Raw genomic sequence first — 13,266 nt, 5'->3', positions numbered from 1 at the left:
GGAAATTCCCTTCAACATCAGTAATCTGGGCGCTTGGCGAAAAAAATCTAGCGACCGCAAGAACGATCAAGCGGGTGTTTTTCCATCCCGCTAGATTGAACAGGTCGAAACGAGAGAAACGGATGAACATCATCGAGAACGCGATCTGGCAGGTCGAAAGCAACCTCCGCAGGCCGATGACGCTGGAGGAAATCGCCGCCGAGTGCCGTGTCACGCCCTCATACCTCACCCGTGCCTTCGCCGCCGTCACCGGGTCGTCGCTGATGCGCTATGCCCGTGCCCGGCGGTTGACGGAGGCGGCCCGTATCCTGGCTCTCGGCGTTCCCGACATCCTCAGCCTGGCGCTCGATGCCGGCTATGGATCGCATGAAGCCTTCACGCGGGCGTTCCGCGAACATTTCGGCACGACGCCGGAGAGCGTTCGCGACGCACGCCGAACCGGAAACCTCGAACTGACGGAGCCCATGATCATGGATGCCACCCCGGAAATCACCCTGGCCGAGCCCACTTTCGAAAAGCGCACCTCGATGCTGCTCGTCGGCCTTGTGCAACAGTTCCAGATGCAGAATATCGGCGCGATCCCCTCGCTCTGGGAGAAATTCAATGCTCATCACCGCCAAATCCCCAATGTCATCGGCACCGCGGCCTATGGCGCTTCGCTGTCGTTCTCCGATGAAGCCGGCTGCGAATACATGTGCGGCGTTGAAGTCTCCGACTTTTCCGACGTTCCGCCAGAGCTGACCGGCCGCACGCTGCCGGCGGCCACCTATGCGAAATTCCGCCAGCCAGGCCACATCACGCTGATCCGCGCGACGATCGGCACAATCTGGAACAGCTGGTTGCCGAAGTCCGGCTACGAGCCGCACGAGCAAGCGCCGCTGATCGAATACTACCCACCGAAATTCAACTCCGAGACAGGTGCGGGCGGGTTCGAGATCTGGATCCCGGTCAAGACAAGGTAACGTGTCTTTGCATCGATCGCCCGGAGGTGGTATTTCTTGAAACAAGCTACCCCGGGTGGGCGGGCATATGGGGACAGGATGCGTTACCTTCGTTGCATCACCGGTTTTGCGGTTGCCATCTGCGCTCTCGCCGCTCCGGCGGGAGCGACCGATCTCGACGACCTTTACCAGTCGGTCACGATCGTCACCGGCAACGACGAAAGGAACCGCCCGGCTGGCTTTCGGGACTGCCTTGATCGCGTGCTGGTCCGCGTCTCGGGCGATCAGCGGCTACCGACACTGCCAGCAATGGCCGAACCGAGAGCCCATGCGGGCAGCTTCGTCGCCTCCTTCAGCTACCGGGACCGGCTTGCCGGTCGGCCCATCCACGATGAACAGGGTACCTATGACCGACCCCATGACCTGACCTGCAGATATGAGCCCGCCGTAATCGATGGCCTGCTTCGGCAATTGGGCAGCCGGCCCTGGCGTGCGGACCGGCCGCCTCTCAGCATTTTTCTCAACGTCAACCGCGGCACGACGACCTACGCGGTCGACCGCGATCAGCAACGCGACCTCGCCATGCGGCAGGCTTTCGAGCAGGCTGCCACGCCGCTCGCCTTCACCGTCGCCTTTCCGACCGAAGCAGAGATAAAGAGCACGCTGTCAGCATCGAGGCGCACCCGTCCCGGCGATCTCGAGCCATCCGACATCCCGCCGGCTTTCGCTACGCCGGTCATCGGCCATCTCACCTGGAGCGACAAGGACCTTGGCTGGGTGGCGCGGTGGGAAATCGGCAACGGTGCGGCTCCCATCACCTGGGAAGTGCGCGGCGTCAATTTCGACGAAGCGTTCCGCGTCGCCATTCGCGGCGTCGCACAGATCCTGTCCGGCAACGGTGATCCACCGGCATTCGCCAGTGCGGGACGGTAGTGCGAAAGCGGCATCCGCCGTGTTTGGAGCCGGCCGATTTCAAGTCCGCCGGTTTTCCTTCTCCCTGCCCGCCCACTTCTCGCCCAGTCGCTGCAGCAGACCCAGCCCCCACCAGGAGCAGAGGCTGACAGCCGCCGCTCCCGAGAGCATGATCTCCGAGCCGGAAAGCGAGCCTGCCAGCTCGAGGCGCTCGGCAAGCATGGTGCCTGTCGGGCCGCCAAAAATCATGCCCGATATCACCCCGGTCAGGAAACGACTGGCCGCTTCTCGGCGGCCGCGTGGCAGCATGTAGACGAGCGAGATCGCCGCCCCTGCCGAGGCACCGATCGTCCGCTCCATCCAGAATCCGGCATCACCCGAAAAGTCAGCCATTTGTTAATACCTCATATTTATCATAGAGATAGGTCATGTCTTCAGCACAAACGCCGGCAACCGCCAGCCGGTCACCTCCATTTACGGGAGGATCAATTGATTTGCTGAGTCTTTCGAATCGCTTGGCGCGGTTTCTTCAAAGATTGAGTCACCGCTGTGGGAGGTTGAGTCAGCCGGTTTTCCAGCGGATTCTCTTTTCCTCCGCAAACACCTGAACTTTCAATGTTTTTGGCCGTCGCGCCCTGCCCCGTCATTGCATGCGAGGGGCCGCGCATTGGAAAAGCTAATCAGCCCGGCTGGACAAGCCATTGCAAAGCCTGCACATTCCCGCGTCACATCGCATTTGGGAGTTTATTCATGTCCTCGTTTCCCGTCATAGACCTCGCCGCCTTCGAAGCAGCCGATCCAGAAAAAAAGCGGCAGATGGGGCGGGAGGTGGACCTCATCTGCCGCGCATCCGGTTTTCTCGCGGTCAAGAACCACGGTATGCCGGATGAAGTGATCAATGGCGTCTGGACCCAGGCGCACGATTTCTTCGACCTGCCCTATGACGCCAAGGACAAGTCCAAGGCCCCTTTCCCCGGCTATCCCTATGGCTATCTCGGACCGGGCGCCGAGGCGCTGGCAAAATCCAAGGGCGTCGATTCACCTCCCGATCTCAAGGAAAGCTTCAATGGCGGTCCCCTCACCATGCCACCCGGCCTGACCGACGAGGAAGCGCTTGCCTTTTGTTACGCAGCAACGATCTGGCCGGATGACCCGAAGGGCTTCCGTCCTGCCTGGGAGGCCTACTATTCTTCCGTCACCGATCTCGCCGCCCGTATCATGCGTGTTTTCGCCGTGGCACTGGAACTGCCGGAGGACTATTTCCAGTCCTATATCGGCGCGCCGATCTCGGCTCTCAGGGCGCTTAACTATCCCGAGCTCGACGCTCCGCCGCCGGAAGGCCAGCTGCGCGCCGGCGCCCATACCGACTATGGCAGCCTGACAATCCTGCTTCCGCAACCCGGTTCCAAGGGTCTGGAAATCATGACGCCGGAAGGCGCCTGGCGCGAAGTGCCGCCGGTCGACGGCGCCTTCGTCATCAATATCGGCGACCTGATGGCCCGCTGGACCAACGACCGCTGGGTGTCGACCCTGCACAGGGTCGTCAACGTCTCGCCGGAGGAAGGCGGCCTCAAGCGCCGCCAGTCGCTGGCCTTCTTCCACCAGCCGGACTGGTTCGCCTCTATCGAGACGCTGCCGTCGTGCCTGGCCGAAGGCGAGGCGGCGAAATACGAGCCGGTGCTGTCAGGGCCGTATCTGATGGGCAAGTTCAAGAAGACGGTGATGTGAGGCCGCCTGAGATACCCCCTCTGCCCTGCCGGGCAGAGGGGGTGCCGTCAAGCAACTCCATACCCCACCGCCTCCCTCTTCTCGGCATCGCTGAGAAATGCCGCAGCCCCCACCCGCGCCCAGAGCGCATCGCGCTCCAGCGACAGGCCGGGCACCTGATCGAGGTCGTGAGACAGAGTCAAAGTCTCGCCGTAAATCCCTGAAAGCCATGCAGAAAGCGCCGTCGCCGTACGGCCGATCAGCGGCAGAATGGTCAACCGCCAGAACGCCCTGTTGGCCTCGGCGTAGTTGGCGTAGGTATTATCACCCGGCAGCCCGAGCAGCATCGGCGGCACACCCAGCGCCAGCGCAATGTCGCGGGCCGCGCCATTCTTGGCCTCGATGAAATCCATCTCGCGGGGCGACAGTCCCATCGTTTTCCAGTCGAGCCCGCCTTCGAGCAGCATCGGCCGGCCGGCGCGCGCTGGTCCCGAATAGCCCTCGGTCAGTTCCGCCTTCAACCGCTCGTACTGGTCAGGCGAAAGGTTGCCGCCCTCCTTCGGCTGGTAGACGAGCGCACCGGAAGGGCGAGCTGAATTGTCGATCAGCGCCCGATTCCAGGCACTTGCCGAATTGAACAGATCGAGTGCGGTGACCGCAGCCGAAAGCGGCGGATAGCCGCCATGATCGTCGAGCGGATGGAAAAGCTTCAGGTGCAGGACTGATCCCTCGCCAAGCGCCGGATATCGCCGCACGCGCCCGCCGATCCGGTATTCGAACGTTTCCGGCCAACCGTCGCCGCCTTCGAGGATTCGCACACGATCGGGGCGAAGCAGGTGCATCTCGGCAAGCCGGGTGCCGGCACGGACCGGCAGCAGGAAGGCGTTACCGGAAATCAGCAACTGCCCGTACAGCGCCTCGAGGAATTCCGAGCCACCCTGCCGACCGTTGGGGCTGGCCAGAAGCGCACGACCCTCATGCTCGGGTTGCTCCCGGCCATCCACGGCCAGTAACCACGGTACCGAGGCTGCGGCTTCCGCCACCAACCGGATCGCCCGATGGGCGATCGGATTGCGCATAAAGCCCTCGCGGGAAAGGGCGGCATAGCTTTTCTCCGCCCAAGGCGTGCGACTCTCCGCAGAAAACGCGACGAAGCCGCCGAAGGCCTTGGCCTCGGACACGGGGGATCGATCCGCCGACGCCTGACGGCGCGGCAGCCTGAATGGAAATTTCATCGTCATCTACCCTTGATCTGGCGTGCCATGACCAGCTAACGCTGTCGGCACAGCAACAATCGAATTGCACCCGAAAACGGGCCTGCCGGAAGGCAGCGCATGTATCGGAACCATCGGGAAGGAGGAGCCGGATGGCAGATTTCATTCATTCACATCAGAACCTGGCGAAAGGCGATATTGTCGTCGTGCAGTGCTCGCACCAATGCAATATCCTGCTGCTCGACGATGCCAATTTCGCGCTTTATCGCAAGCGGCAGAAGCACACCTATTTTGGTGGCCACTATACCCATTTCCCGGCAAAGCTGGCTGTACCGGCAACTGGCCACTGGAACGTCGTCATCGATCTGGCGGGCAGGCAGGCGGCCATCCAGCATGCGATCAGCTATATAAGGAACACGCCGGCCAAGGGCTGAGGCGCCTAAGCCTGCGTCAGCGGCACGCGCACGGCCTGATCGACATCGTAGTCGGCAGCCATGCGGATCTCCCGGATCGGCCGCACAACGTCGATGGACTTCTGGTAGAGCGGATCGGCCTTGTAGGCGGCCAGCGCCGCCTCGTCGCGGAATTCACCATAGACGACGAGATCGACCTGGGTCCCGAGCTGGTCGGTCTTCACATTGGTGCCGATCTCCAGCACTTGGGCATGCGGGCTGGCGGTCAACAACGACAGTCCAGCGCGTACGGCCTCTATGTCCTGGGGGTCCCGGGCGGAGAAGAACACGATGTGGCGGATCACTTGTATACCTCGGTCAACAATTCCGGCCCGCGCCTAGCACGCTGGCCGCGCAGCTTCAACTGCGCTCATGGTCGCGGCCACCAGCGCGGCATGAAATGCCTGCCCGTAGCCTCCGATCAGATTGGACCGGTCCGTGCCGTTGACGACCCGCCGTGCGCCCGACCAATCGCCGCGCAATCCATTGAAGAAATCGGAAAGACGGTGGCCGGTGAACATTCCGCCCTGCATGCCGGCAAACAGGATTTTTATAGCGACATTCATTTCCATTGCCCGTTCGGGACGGGCCACGAGATCGATACCCACGGCGCCGGAAAGCCTGGCGTAATTGGCCTTGTGGGTCAGTTGCACCAGGCCACGCCCGAGCCAGGATTTACCCTCCGCATCCTTGCGCCAATAAGGATCGCGCACCTGGTTCAGCCGGCCCTTGCGCCAGGCGAGGTCGAGATTGCGGATCGCATCTTCATCCGTGTCGGCAAATGTTTCGCGCACCGGCTGCATCGTCCGGCCGGTTTCATGAAAAGCTGTTGCCAGCATATAGGCGAGACAACGCAGATCACCGTCCGGGTATGTCTTTTCCCACTTGTCGAGGATAGCCTCGATACCTGCGACTTGCGACCGCGAAAGCTTGCCGCCGAACAAGCGGCTGCGCACGGCGCTGTAGAACTTGGCGCGATTCATCAATGATGTCCTTGTGTTGCGGGAAAAACCTCAAAAGATGTTCAAAGGCGGAACCTGACGCCGCCTGCCACGTTTAGCCTTGGTTCCCATAAGGAGTTGAACAATGGCAGACCCCAGAATCCAGGAAATCCGCGACACCGTCGACGAGCAGCTGGCGCAGTTGCGTGCCCAGGTCGCGACACTGACCAAAGCCCTGTCCTCCCGAGCTCGGGATGCCGCCGAGCAGGCAGGCGATACGGCTGACACCGCGCGCGGCCGCATCGGCACGGCAGTCGCCAGTGCCAGGCAGCAGGGTCACAACGTGGTCGAGGCCGCACGCGAAAATCCGGGAGCAGCAACCTCAGCACTGTTGAGCGCCGGCCTCATTGGCCTTGCCATCGGCTATCTCCTCGGATCGTCGGCAGAAAGCCGCGCGTCGGAGCGCGGCCGCCACTGGCACTGGTAGAGCTTCGCTCACACGCCCCGCACCCTAGGCTCGCCATGACCGGCGAGCATCAAGGCGGTCAACGCCCAGACGAGCGCATCGAGCCGGTCGGGCGAGCCACCACCGGAAAGGCCATCGGGGCCGAAATCGCACATTTGGTCTTCCAGTGCGGCGAAGGTCCCGGCATGTGCCACCCGCCCCTGCTCATAGAGCGCAGCGACCGGTTCGGCGCGCAGGAATTTTCCCCGCGTTGCCCTGACCGTGGTCGCCGGCAGGTCAGCATCGATCGAGCGCAGGATTGCCGTCACCATGTCGCCGCCCTGGTTGACCTCCGCCACGACACGATCGGCCTGGAAGCGCCGGAATGCGCGGACCACCCCATTGCCCCATTCGGCGGGCGAAGCATTGTCAACCGAGAGATCCGCCAGCACCACACCCTTGCCGGTTGCGTCCAATCCTGCCACGACGATGCCGCAGCAGGAGCCTGACGCCTTTTCCGCCGCGGGAGGATCCACCGCCACGACGATACGGCCGATAGGTCCGGGACTGCGCACCCGCAGCCGTTCCAGCATGTCGCGGCTCCACAAGCCATCTTCGCGGTCGGCGATCAACTCGCCATCGAGTTCCTGTCGCCCCAGGCGTGTGCCACCATAGCGCTTTTCGACCGCCTCGATGAAACCGGCGGCAAGATTGTCGGCATTGGCGCGCGTCGAAATCCGGGTCACCACGGTGCCGGAATCGGCGATCAGCGCCCGGATCAGTGGAACGGGTCTCGGCGTCGTCGTCACCATCTGCCTTGGGTGGCTGCCGAGCCTGAGGCCGAATTGCAGCATGTCCCAGGTCTCCTGCGCATGCTTCCATTTCGCCAGCTCGTCGCACCAGGCATAATCGAATTGCGGCCCGCGCAGGCTGTCGGGATCTTCCGATGAGAAAAGCTGCGCCACCGAGCCGTTCGGCCAGACCAGCCGCCGGCGGGTGATTTCGAATTGCGGCCGGAAACGGCTGGCAATGCGCCAGATGCCGGATATGCCGTCTATCATCACCTCGCGGGCATCGGCGAGCGTTTCGGCCACCAGCGCGAAGCGAACAGGCACCGATGCGGTCGAAGCGATGCCATGCACCCATTCGGCCCCGGCGCGGGTCTTTCCCGAGCCCCGACCACCGAGCATCAGCCAGGTGCGCCAATCTCCAGCCGGCGGTTTTTGTTCATGCCGCGCATTCAGCTTCCAGCCATAGTGGGCCAGCGCAAGGTGGCGACAGTCGAGCTGACAGACGGCGACGGTCTTCAGTTGCTCTTGGGCTTTTTGGGAGAGATGCCCGGGAGCAATCGAAGGAGACGGCTCCCGGGAGACCCCGAGATGTTCCGTCGCCCCACGCAGGCGACTGAGCCCATTCAAATGCGACATCAGATCATCCACATATGCATTGGCAAGATCGTCTGCTTGCCCCATGGCTTTTGCCGATTGCCGCGCCTCAGCCAGGCGACGTGTGCGAGCGCTCTGCGGTGCCTGAGCAAGATCCGGGCGGCCCCCTGCCCGCCGCTGCGTCGCCACCGCGTTGCCCGGCCATTGCCGAGGCAAGCTCGCGGGCTCTGGCCTCGATCTTTCGCTCGATGCCGGCAAGCAGCTCGTCGTATGCAGCCTGATCAAAATTCTGCTCAGTGGCACGTTCGCGGTCATCGGCGAGGCTCCGTTGCAGGCTGTCGATCTTCTCGAGCGTCCGGACGATGAGCGAGAGGGCATCGTTGGCCGACTTGATATCCGCCTTGGCAATCTTGACGGTGCTATCGTCGGCTGGCCCCTCAAGCAGTTTTTCAGCATCAATGCGGATCTTGCGGAAGGCCTCGAATTGCAACCGCATCTCCACCGTCATCTGGTTGAGAAGGTCCTGCAGCGCCTCTGCCTGCGTCGGCTCCGCGGCGGCTTTGGTTTCGATCAGGATCCGGTTTGCGGCTGCGCCCGCGCGCGCATCGGCCACTCGAACGTCCAATTGTGGATGCACGGGCATGACCGGCCATGGCGAGACCATAGCCGGATCGAAGTCGATCGGGTTGAACATGGAATATATTCCTGATTAAAACCTATCAAATAGACGTCCAGACGAGATTTCCGCCCCGCCAGCCGGCTTTGTCAGCCGAATTTATCGGATCATGACATAAACATAACAAAGCACCGTGACGCCGTCAAGGATTATTTTCCTATATCTAGATTTTCCTGATTCCAGGCGCGCAGCCTGCGCAGGTGCAGGCCCACAGCTACCAGAAATTTACGCGTTCTTGGTATCAGCCGGTTATCGGGCCACGCCCATCCGATCATACCAATGGATTTACACAATGAAACTTTTGCCTGCCGTCACCCTGACTCTCCTTCTGCTTCCCGGCGCCGGCCAGGCGGAGGATTTTCCTGCAGGCCGCTGGGTATTTTCCAGGGACGAGAGCATCGCGAGCCTGGTCGAAGCCGGCAAGAGCAAGAAGGACGCCGAAATGGGCGCGGACATGTTGCGCGAGGCAACGATCGATTTTACCGAGGAATCGGTGCGGATCGACCTGACAGAAGGCTTCATGATCCAGAAATGCGGCTGGGAACCAAACGACAAGGACGAGATCATCCTGACCAATTGCCTCGACAGCGACGGCAAGCCGGTCAAGGACGATGGCGCCAAACGCATCGACTGGATGGATGACGAAAGCCTGCATGTCTACGAGGCAGATGGCTCAAAGGTGATCTTCCGCAAGAAGTAGCCTACAAACCGTCAGATGCCGGCCAGTTCGCCGCGACGTTTTCTGTTGCCGTCAGTCCATCGTCATGCTCGAATCGTCGCCTCCATGGAGGCGGCCCGCATGACCCACGACGAATTCGCGGCCCTGGCACTTTCTCTCCCCGGTGCGGTCGAAAGCGCTCATTTCGGCACGCGCGATTTTCGCGCGCCCAGAATCTTCGCCACCCTCCCCGCGCCGAACCGGGCCGCTCTGAATTTCCTGCCCGATCAGCAGGCACTGATGGGCGAAGTCTATGGGGCCCTGTTTGCCGCCATTCCCAACAAGTGGGGAACTCGGGGCTGGACACATCTTCATCTCAAGGATTGCCCACACGATGTTGCCGAAAGCGCGCTGACCATGGCCTGGAAGAACGTTCAGCCCAGGTAAAGCGCTGCCGGCCGCTGACGCAGCCGTCAATGCCGCGTCGACCAGGCAAACCAGAGTGCCACGACAACAAGACCAAGCGAGAGCACGCGGCGCGTGATCATTGCCAGCCGAGGCTCGGCCAACAATGGCTGCACCTGGCCGGCCAGCAGCACGATGGCTGCATGCACCAGCGTTGCCACCAACACGTATCCGGTGGTGAGGACCCACGTCTGGGGCGCGAGCGGGCTGGTTTCGACGATGAAAGCTGGCAATACGGCGATATAGAACACCGCTGCCTTGGGATTGAGGAGATTGGTGATCAGACCGCGAATGAAAGCCCGGCTATCTTGCGTCCCCTCGCTCGACGTGTCCCGCTCGCCCCGCCAACCGTCCCATGCGAGATAGAGCAAGAAGGCGATCCCTGCCCAGCGCAGGGTCTGGTAGATCAGCTGTGATGCATTGATGATCTCCGAAACGCCCAACGCACCGGCAATGCCGAGAAGCGCCAGACCAAGCGAGATGCCGGCGACGGCCCTGAGCCCGCGCGCCTTGCCTTCCGACAGCGTCAGGATTGCCAGCCAGGTCATGTTGGGACCCGGCGTCAACTCGATCAGCAGGCTGGCCAGAAGAAAGGGTAGCAGTTGCGGTGCGAGTTGAAGACCCGGCATGAATTCGATTGCCCCTTGCAGCGGGAAACGGGCAGACCTACCCGACCTGCAAAAGTTTCAACACAAAGCTGCGGAGAACTCCAGCCGGATCGCCTGTCTTTTTGCCGGACACTGACATGGACGCGAAGAAAAGAGCCACCTCAGCCCTTGGTCGGCCAGTCGACCTCGTAGTCCTCGTAATCCTCGAAATCGACGTCCTTTTCATTGACGGTGCGGCCGCGCACGGAGATGCCGGCGGCATGCACCGTTGCGGGGTCGCCGGACAGCAATGGGTGCCACCAGTAAAGATCGTGACCGTCGCGCACCAGCCGATAGCCGCAAGTCGGCGGCAGCCAGGTCAAGTTTTCCACCTCATCGATGGTCAGGCGGATGCAATCCGGCACATGGGTCTGGCGATTTTCATAGTCTGAGCAGCGACAGCTTTCGGGGTCGAGCATGTGACAGCGGATATTGGTGAAGACGATCTCGCCGGTATCCTCGTACTCCACCTTGTTGAGGCAACAGCGTCCGCAGCCGTCGCAGAGGCTTTCCCATTCCGCGTCGTTCATTTCCCGCAACGTCTTGGTTTTCCAGAAAGGCTGCGTATTTTCCATTTTTTTGTTGTTCATTCGAATGTTATAGAAGTCTGAGCCTGTTTTAGGAACTTCGAATTCCCAAAATCGCGAGTGAAGTGCCCATATGAGTGATGAACCGCAGAAAGACAAGAAGCCGCGCCTGAAGAAGCATTTCTTCCTCAGGATGGACGCCTGGCTCGATTCCACCCTGTGGAATGCCGGCTTCCGCTTCGTCGATATCTGGGAAGACATCACCATCTTCTTCCGCAAGTTCCGGGTCAAGGGCTGGAAACGCATTCCGGTCGAACTGACGGGCGAAGCGCTGACATGGGGATCGGTGGGCATGGTCGTCATGCTGGCTCTCGCCAAGCCCGCCTTCGAGATCGCCAAGAGCGACTGGCGCAAGAAGCAGGAATTCGCCGTCACCTTCCTCGATCGCTACGGCAATGTCGTCGGCCATCGTGGCATCATCCATGAGGATTCGGTGCCGATCGACGAGCTTCCCGACCATCTCGTCAAGGCCGTGCTGGCGACCGAGGACCGGCGCTTCTTCGACCATTTCGGCATCGACTTTCTCGGCCTGACGCGCGCCATGACCGAGAATGCGCGCGCCGGCGGCGTGGTCCAGGGCGGCTCGACATTGACCCAGCAGCTCGCCAAGAACCTGTTTCTTTCCAACGAGCGGTCCTTCGACCGCAAGATCAAGGAAGCATTCCTGGCGTTGTGGATGGAAGCCAACTTCTCCAAGAAGGAGATCCTGTCGCTCTATCTCGACCGCGCCTATATGGGCGGCGGCACGTTCGGAGCGGCGGCGGCGGCACGCTTCTATTTCGGCAAGGAAATCACCGACCTGACGCTGGCCGAATCCGCCATGCTGGCCGGTCTGTTCAAGGCGCCGGCGAAATATGCACCGCACGTCAACCTTCCCGCGGCACGCGCCCGCGCCAATGAGGTGCTGACCAATCTGGTGCAAGGCGGGCTGATGACCGAGGGCGAAGTGATCGATGCGCGCCGTCACCCGGCCACCGTTGTCGACCGCAACGCACGCGAAGCGCCTGATTTCTTCCTCGACTGGGCCTATGACGAGACGCTGAAGATCGCCAAGACCTATGCGGATCACTCGCTGGTCGTGCGCACCACGATCGACATGGGACTGCAGCACGTTGCCGAACAGGCCGTCGAAACCGGCCTCAGGCAGTATGGCGAATCCTACCATGTGAAACAGGGTGCGCTGGTCATGATCGAAAACGGCGGCGCCGTGCGCGCCATGGTCGGCGGGCGCGACTATGGTGAAACCCAGTTCAATCGCGCCACCAAGGCGCTGCGCCAGCCGGGCTCGTCCTTCAAGGTCTACACCTATGCACTGGCGATGGAGAAAGGCTTGACGCCCAACTCCATCGTCGTCGACAGCCCGGTCACCTGGCGCGGCTGGTCACCACAGAACTACGCTCGCTCCTATTCGGGGCGGATCACGATCCTGACGGCGATCGCCAGATCGATCAACTCCATCCCGGTCAAGCTCGCCAAGGACCTGATCGGCACCGAGGCGATCTCGAAAGTCGCCAAGGACATGGGCGTCGAAACCCCCATCCGCACTGACAAGACCATCCCGCTCGGCACATCCGAAATGACCGTCATGGACCAGGCGACCGGCTATGCGGTGTTTCCCGCCGAGGGCATGACGGCGCGACGCCACGGCATCACCCAGATCATGAACTACGATGGCAGGGTGCTCTACGACTTCGCCAAGGACGCAGCGCCGGCGAAGCGCGTGCTGACGAAGCAGGCAGCCGACTACATGAACCAGATGCTCAGCCAGATTCCCTATATCGGCACGGCCAGGCGGGCCGCACTCGACGGCGGCATCGTGACTGCCGGCAAGACCGGAACCACGCAAGGCTATCGCGATGCCTGGTTTGTGGGCTTCACCGGCAACTACACGACGGCGGTCTGGTTCGGCAATGACGACTACACATCGACCGAGAAGATGACCGGCGGCTCGCTGCCGGCCATGACGTTCAAGCTGTTGATGGACTACGCCCACCAGGGAATCGAACTGAGACCCATTCCCGGCATCGAAAACCCGCTGCCGAAGGACATCGATCCGAAAGTGGCGGAGGCAGAAGCCAAGAAAAAGGCTGAGAGCGCCGCTGAAACCGACCTGCCGAAGTTCATACGGCCGCGCACGCTGACGGCTGCATCCACACGGCTGATCCGCACTATCAGCGAGAAACTGCGGACTGCGACACCGCTCAAGCGCCCGGACAAAGTCGCAGAGGCGGGATAG

At 61.7% G+C, this 13,266-nt stretch carries 16 protein-coding genes; 8 read left to right on the top strand and 8 right to left on the bottom strand.

Annotated elements, in window-relative coordinates:
- Window positions 1–122: 122 nt before the first annotated feature.
- Both JJB09_RS03420 and JJB09_RS03415 read left to right on the top strand, forming a co-directional pair.
- Window positions 123–962: an AraC family transcriptional regulator gene (locus JJB09_RS03420; RefSeq protein ID WP_201653135.1), complete on the top strand. Its 840-nt coding sequence runs from the start codon at window positions 123–125 to the stop codon at window positions 960–962.
- Window positions 963–1,040: 78 nt separating this feature from the next.
- Complete coding sequence (locus tag JJB09_RS03415; RefSeq protein ID WP_201653132.1) at window positions 1,041–1,874, top strand: DUF2066 domain-containing protein; 834 nt, start codon at window positions 1,041–1,043, stop codon at window positions 1,872–1,874.
- Between the two features lie 39 nt (window positions 1,875–1,913).
- Here JJB09_RS03415 and JJB09_RS03410 read toward each other — a convergent pair whose 3' ends face one another.
- Window positions 1,914–2,246 (bottom strand): DUF6107 family protein, encoded by a 333-nt coding sequence (locus tag JJB09_RS03410; protein ID WP_201653129.1) that lies wholly within the window; start codon window positions 2,244–2,246, stop codon window positions 1,914–1,916.
- A 357-nt stretch (window positions 2,247–2,603) separates the two neighbouring features.
- On the opposite strand from JJB09_RS03410, the gene JJB09_RS03405 reads away from it, so the two are divergent.
- On the top strand, window positions 2,604–3,581 hold the full coding sequence (locus JJB09_RS03405) for an isopenicillin N synthase family dioxygenase (protein WP_201653126.1): 978 nt from the start codon (window positions 2,604–2,606) through the stop codon (window positions 3,579–3,581).
- A 47-nt stretch (window positions 3,582–3,628) separates the two neighbouring features.
- Here JJB09_RS03405 and JJB09_RS03400 read toward each other — a convergent pair whose 3' ends face one another.
- A complete protein-coding gene (locus JJB09_RS03400) occupies window positions 3,629–4,795 on the bottom strand; it encodes a phage portal protein (RefSeq protein WP_201653123.1) in 1,167 nt (388 codons plus the stop codon).
- A gap of 131 nt (window positions 4,796–4,926) precedes the next feature.
- Here JJB09_RS03400 and JJB09_RS03395 point away from each other — a divergent pair, with 131 nt between their 5' ends.
- Entirely contained in the window at window positions 4,927–5,208 is a 282-nt protein-coding gene (locus tag JJB09_RS03395; protein WP_201653120.1) for a DUF1883 domain-containing protein, read from the top strand.
- Window positions 5,209–5,213: 5 nt separating this feature from the next.
- Here the strand turns inward: JJB09_RS03395 and JJB09_RS03390 are convergent, their stop codons facing one another.
- The gene (locus JJB09_RS03390) at window positions 5,214–5,531 is read right to left on the bottom strand and encodes a Dabb family protein (protein WP_201653117.1); all 318 of its coding nucleotides are present in this window, start codon (window positions 5,529–5,531) and stop codon (window positions 5,214–5,216) included.
- Between the two features lie 33 nt (window positions 5,532–5,564).
- A complete protein-coding gene (locus JJB09_RS03385) occupies window positions 5,565–6,209 on the bottom strand; it encodes a hypothetical protein (RefSeq protein WP_201653114.1) in 645 nt (214 codons plus the stop codon).
- 103 nt (window positions 6,210–6,312) lie between these two features.
- Here JJB09_RS03385 and JJB09_RS03380 point away from each other — a divergent pair, with 103 nt between their 5' ends.
- Window positions 6,313–6,654 (top strand): hypothetical protein, encoded by a 342-nt coding sequence (locus JJB09_RS03380; protein ID WP_201653111.1) that lies wholly within the window; start codon window positions 6,313–6,315, stop codon window positions 6,652–6,654.
- 8 nt (window positions 6,655–6,662) lie between these two features.
- On the opposite strand, the gene JJB09_RS03375 is transcribed toward JJB09_RS03380, so the two are convergent.
- Together JJB09_RS03375 and JJB09_RS03370 are read right to left on the bottom strand one after the other, a co-directional pair.
- Window positions 6,663–8,039, bottom strand: coding sequence for a DNA-packaging protein (locus JJB09_RS03375; RefSeq protein WP_201653108.1), 1,377 nt, complete (start codon window positions 8,037–8,039; stop codon window positions 6,663–6,665).
- 67 nt (window positions 8,040–8,106) lie between these two features.
- The gene (locus JJB09_RS03370; protein WP_201653105.1) at window positions 8,107–8,691 is read right to left on the bottom strand and encodes a hypothetical protein; all 585 of its coding nucleotides are present in this window, start codon (window positions 8,689–8,691) and stop codon (window positions 8,107–8,109) included.
- A 274-nt stretch (window positions 8,692–8,965) separates the two neighbouring features.
- Between JJB09_RS03370 and JJB09_RS03365 the strand changes: the two genes are divergently transcribed.
- Together JJB09_RS03365 and JJB09_RS03360 are read left to right on the top strand one after the other, a co-directional pair.
- Window positions 8,966–9,373: a hypothetical protein gene (locus JJB09_RS03365; RefSeq protein WP_201653102.1), complete on the top strand. Its 408-nt coding sequence runs from the start codon at window positions 8,966–8,968 to the stop codon at window positions 9,371–9,373.
- A gap of 99 nt (window positions 9,374–9,472) precedes the next feature.
- Entirely contained in the window at window positions 9,473–9,778 is a 306-nt protein-coding gene (locus JJB09_RS03360) for an MmcQ/YjbR family DNA-binding protein (protein WP_201653099.1), read from the top strand.
- A gap of 26 nt (window positions 9,779–9,804) precedes the next feature.
- Here JJB09_RS03360 and JJB09_RS03355 read toward each other — a convergent pair whose 3' ends face one another.
- Window positions 9,805–10,425 (bottom strand): LysE family translocator, encoded by a 621-nt coding sequence (locus JJB09_RS03355; RefSeq protein WP_201653096.1) that lies wholly within the window; start codon window positions 10,423–10,425, stop codon window positions 9,805–9,807.
- 140 nt (window positions 10,426–10,565) lie between these two features.
- Window positions 10,566–11,033, bottom strand: a complete 468-nt coding sequence (locus JJB09_RS03350; RefSeq protein ID WP_246748563.1) for a YcgN family cysteine cluster protein — start codon at window positions 11,031–11,033, stop codon at window positions 10,566–10,568.
- Window positions 11,034–11,103: 70 nt separating this feature from the next.
- Between JJB09_RS03350 and JJB09_RS03345 the strand changes: the two genes are divergently transcribed.
- On the top strand, window positions 11,104–13,266 hold the full coding sequence (locus JJB09_RS03345) for a transglycosylase domain-containing protein (RefSeq protein WP_201653092.1): 2,163 nt from the start codon (window positions 11,104–11,106) through the stop codon (window positions 13,264–13,266).

The sequence above is a fragment of the Phytoamicus setariae genome, assembly GCF_016722925.1.
Classification (GTDB): domain Bacteria; phylum Pseudomonadota; class Alphaproteobacteria; order Rhizobiales; family Rhizobiaceae; genus Rhizobium_E; species Rhizobium_E setariae.
This window is presented reverse-complemented; position numbering and strand designations above follow the sequence as displayed.

What these genes read in the sequence shown, in the direction of transcription:
- JJB09_RS03420 (WP_201653135.1), top strand. Translation starts at nt 123, where the DNA reads ATGAACATCATCGAGAACGCGATCTGGCAGGTCGAAAGCAACCTCCGC.
- JJB09_RS03415 (WP_201653132.1), top strand. Translation starts at nt 1,041, where the DNA reads ATGCGTTACCTTCGTTGCATCACCGGTTTTGCGGTTGCCATCTGCGCT.
- JJB09_RS03410 (WP_201653129.1), bottom strand. Translation starts at nt 2,246, where the DNA reads ATGGCTGACTTTTCGGGTGATGCCGGATTCTGGATGGAGCGGACGATC.
- JJB09_RS03405 (WP_201653126.1), top strand. Translation starts at nt 2,604, where the DNA reads ATGTCCTCGTTTCCCGTCATAGACCTCGCCGCCTTCGAAGCAGCCGAT.
- JJB09_RS03400 (WP_201653123.1), bottom strand. Translation starts at nt 4,795, where the DNA reads ATGAAATTTCCATTCAGGCTGCCGCGCCGTCAGGCGTCGGCGGATCGA.
- JJB09_RS03395 (WP_201653120.1), top strand. Translation starts at nt 4,927, where the DNA reads ATGGCAGATTTCATTCATTCACATCAGAACCTGGCGAAAGGCGATATT.
- JJB09_RS03385 (WP_201653114.1), bottom strand. Translation starts at nt 6,209, where the DNA reads ATGAATCGCGCCAAGTTCTACAGCGCCGTGCGCAGCCGCTTGTTCGGC.
- JJB09_RS03380 (WP_201653111.1), top strand. Translation starts at nt 6,313, where the DNA reads ATGGCAGACCCCAGAATCCAGGAAATCCGCGACACCGTCGACGAGCAG.
- JJB09_RS03375 (WP_201653108.1), bottom strand. Translation starts at nt 8,039, where the DNA reads ATGTCGCATTTGAATGGGCTCAGTCGCCTGCGTGGGGCGACGGAACAT.
- JJB09_RS03370 (WP_201653105.1), bottom strand. Translation starts at nt 8,691, where the DNA reads ATGTTCAACCCGATCGACTTCGATCCGGCTATGGTCTCGCCATGGCCG.
- JJB09_RS03365 (WP_201653102.1), top strand. Translation starts at nt 8,966, where the DNA reads ATGAAACTTTTGCCTGCCGTCACCCTGACTCTCCTTCTGCTTCCCGGC.
- JJB09_RS03360 (WP_201653099.1), top strand. Translation starts at nt 9,473, where the DNA reads ATGACCCACGACGAATTCGCGGCCCTGGCACTTTCTCTCCCCGGTGCG.
- JJB09_RS03355 (WP_201653096.1), bottom strand. Translation starts at nt 10,425, where the DNA reads ATGCCGGGTCTTCAACTCGCACCGCAACTGCTACCCTTTCTTCTGGCC.
- JJB09_RS03350 (WP_246748563.1), bottom strand. Translation starts at nt 11,033, where the DNA reads ATGAACAACAAAAAAATGGAAAATACGCAGCCTTTCTGGAAAACCAAG.
- JJB09_RS03345 (WP_201653092.1), top strand. Translation starts at nt 11,104, where the DNA reads ATGAGTGATGAACCGCAGAAAGACAAGAAGCCGCGCCTGAAGAAGCAT.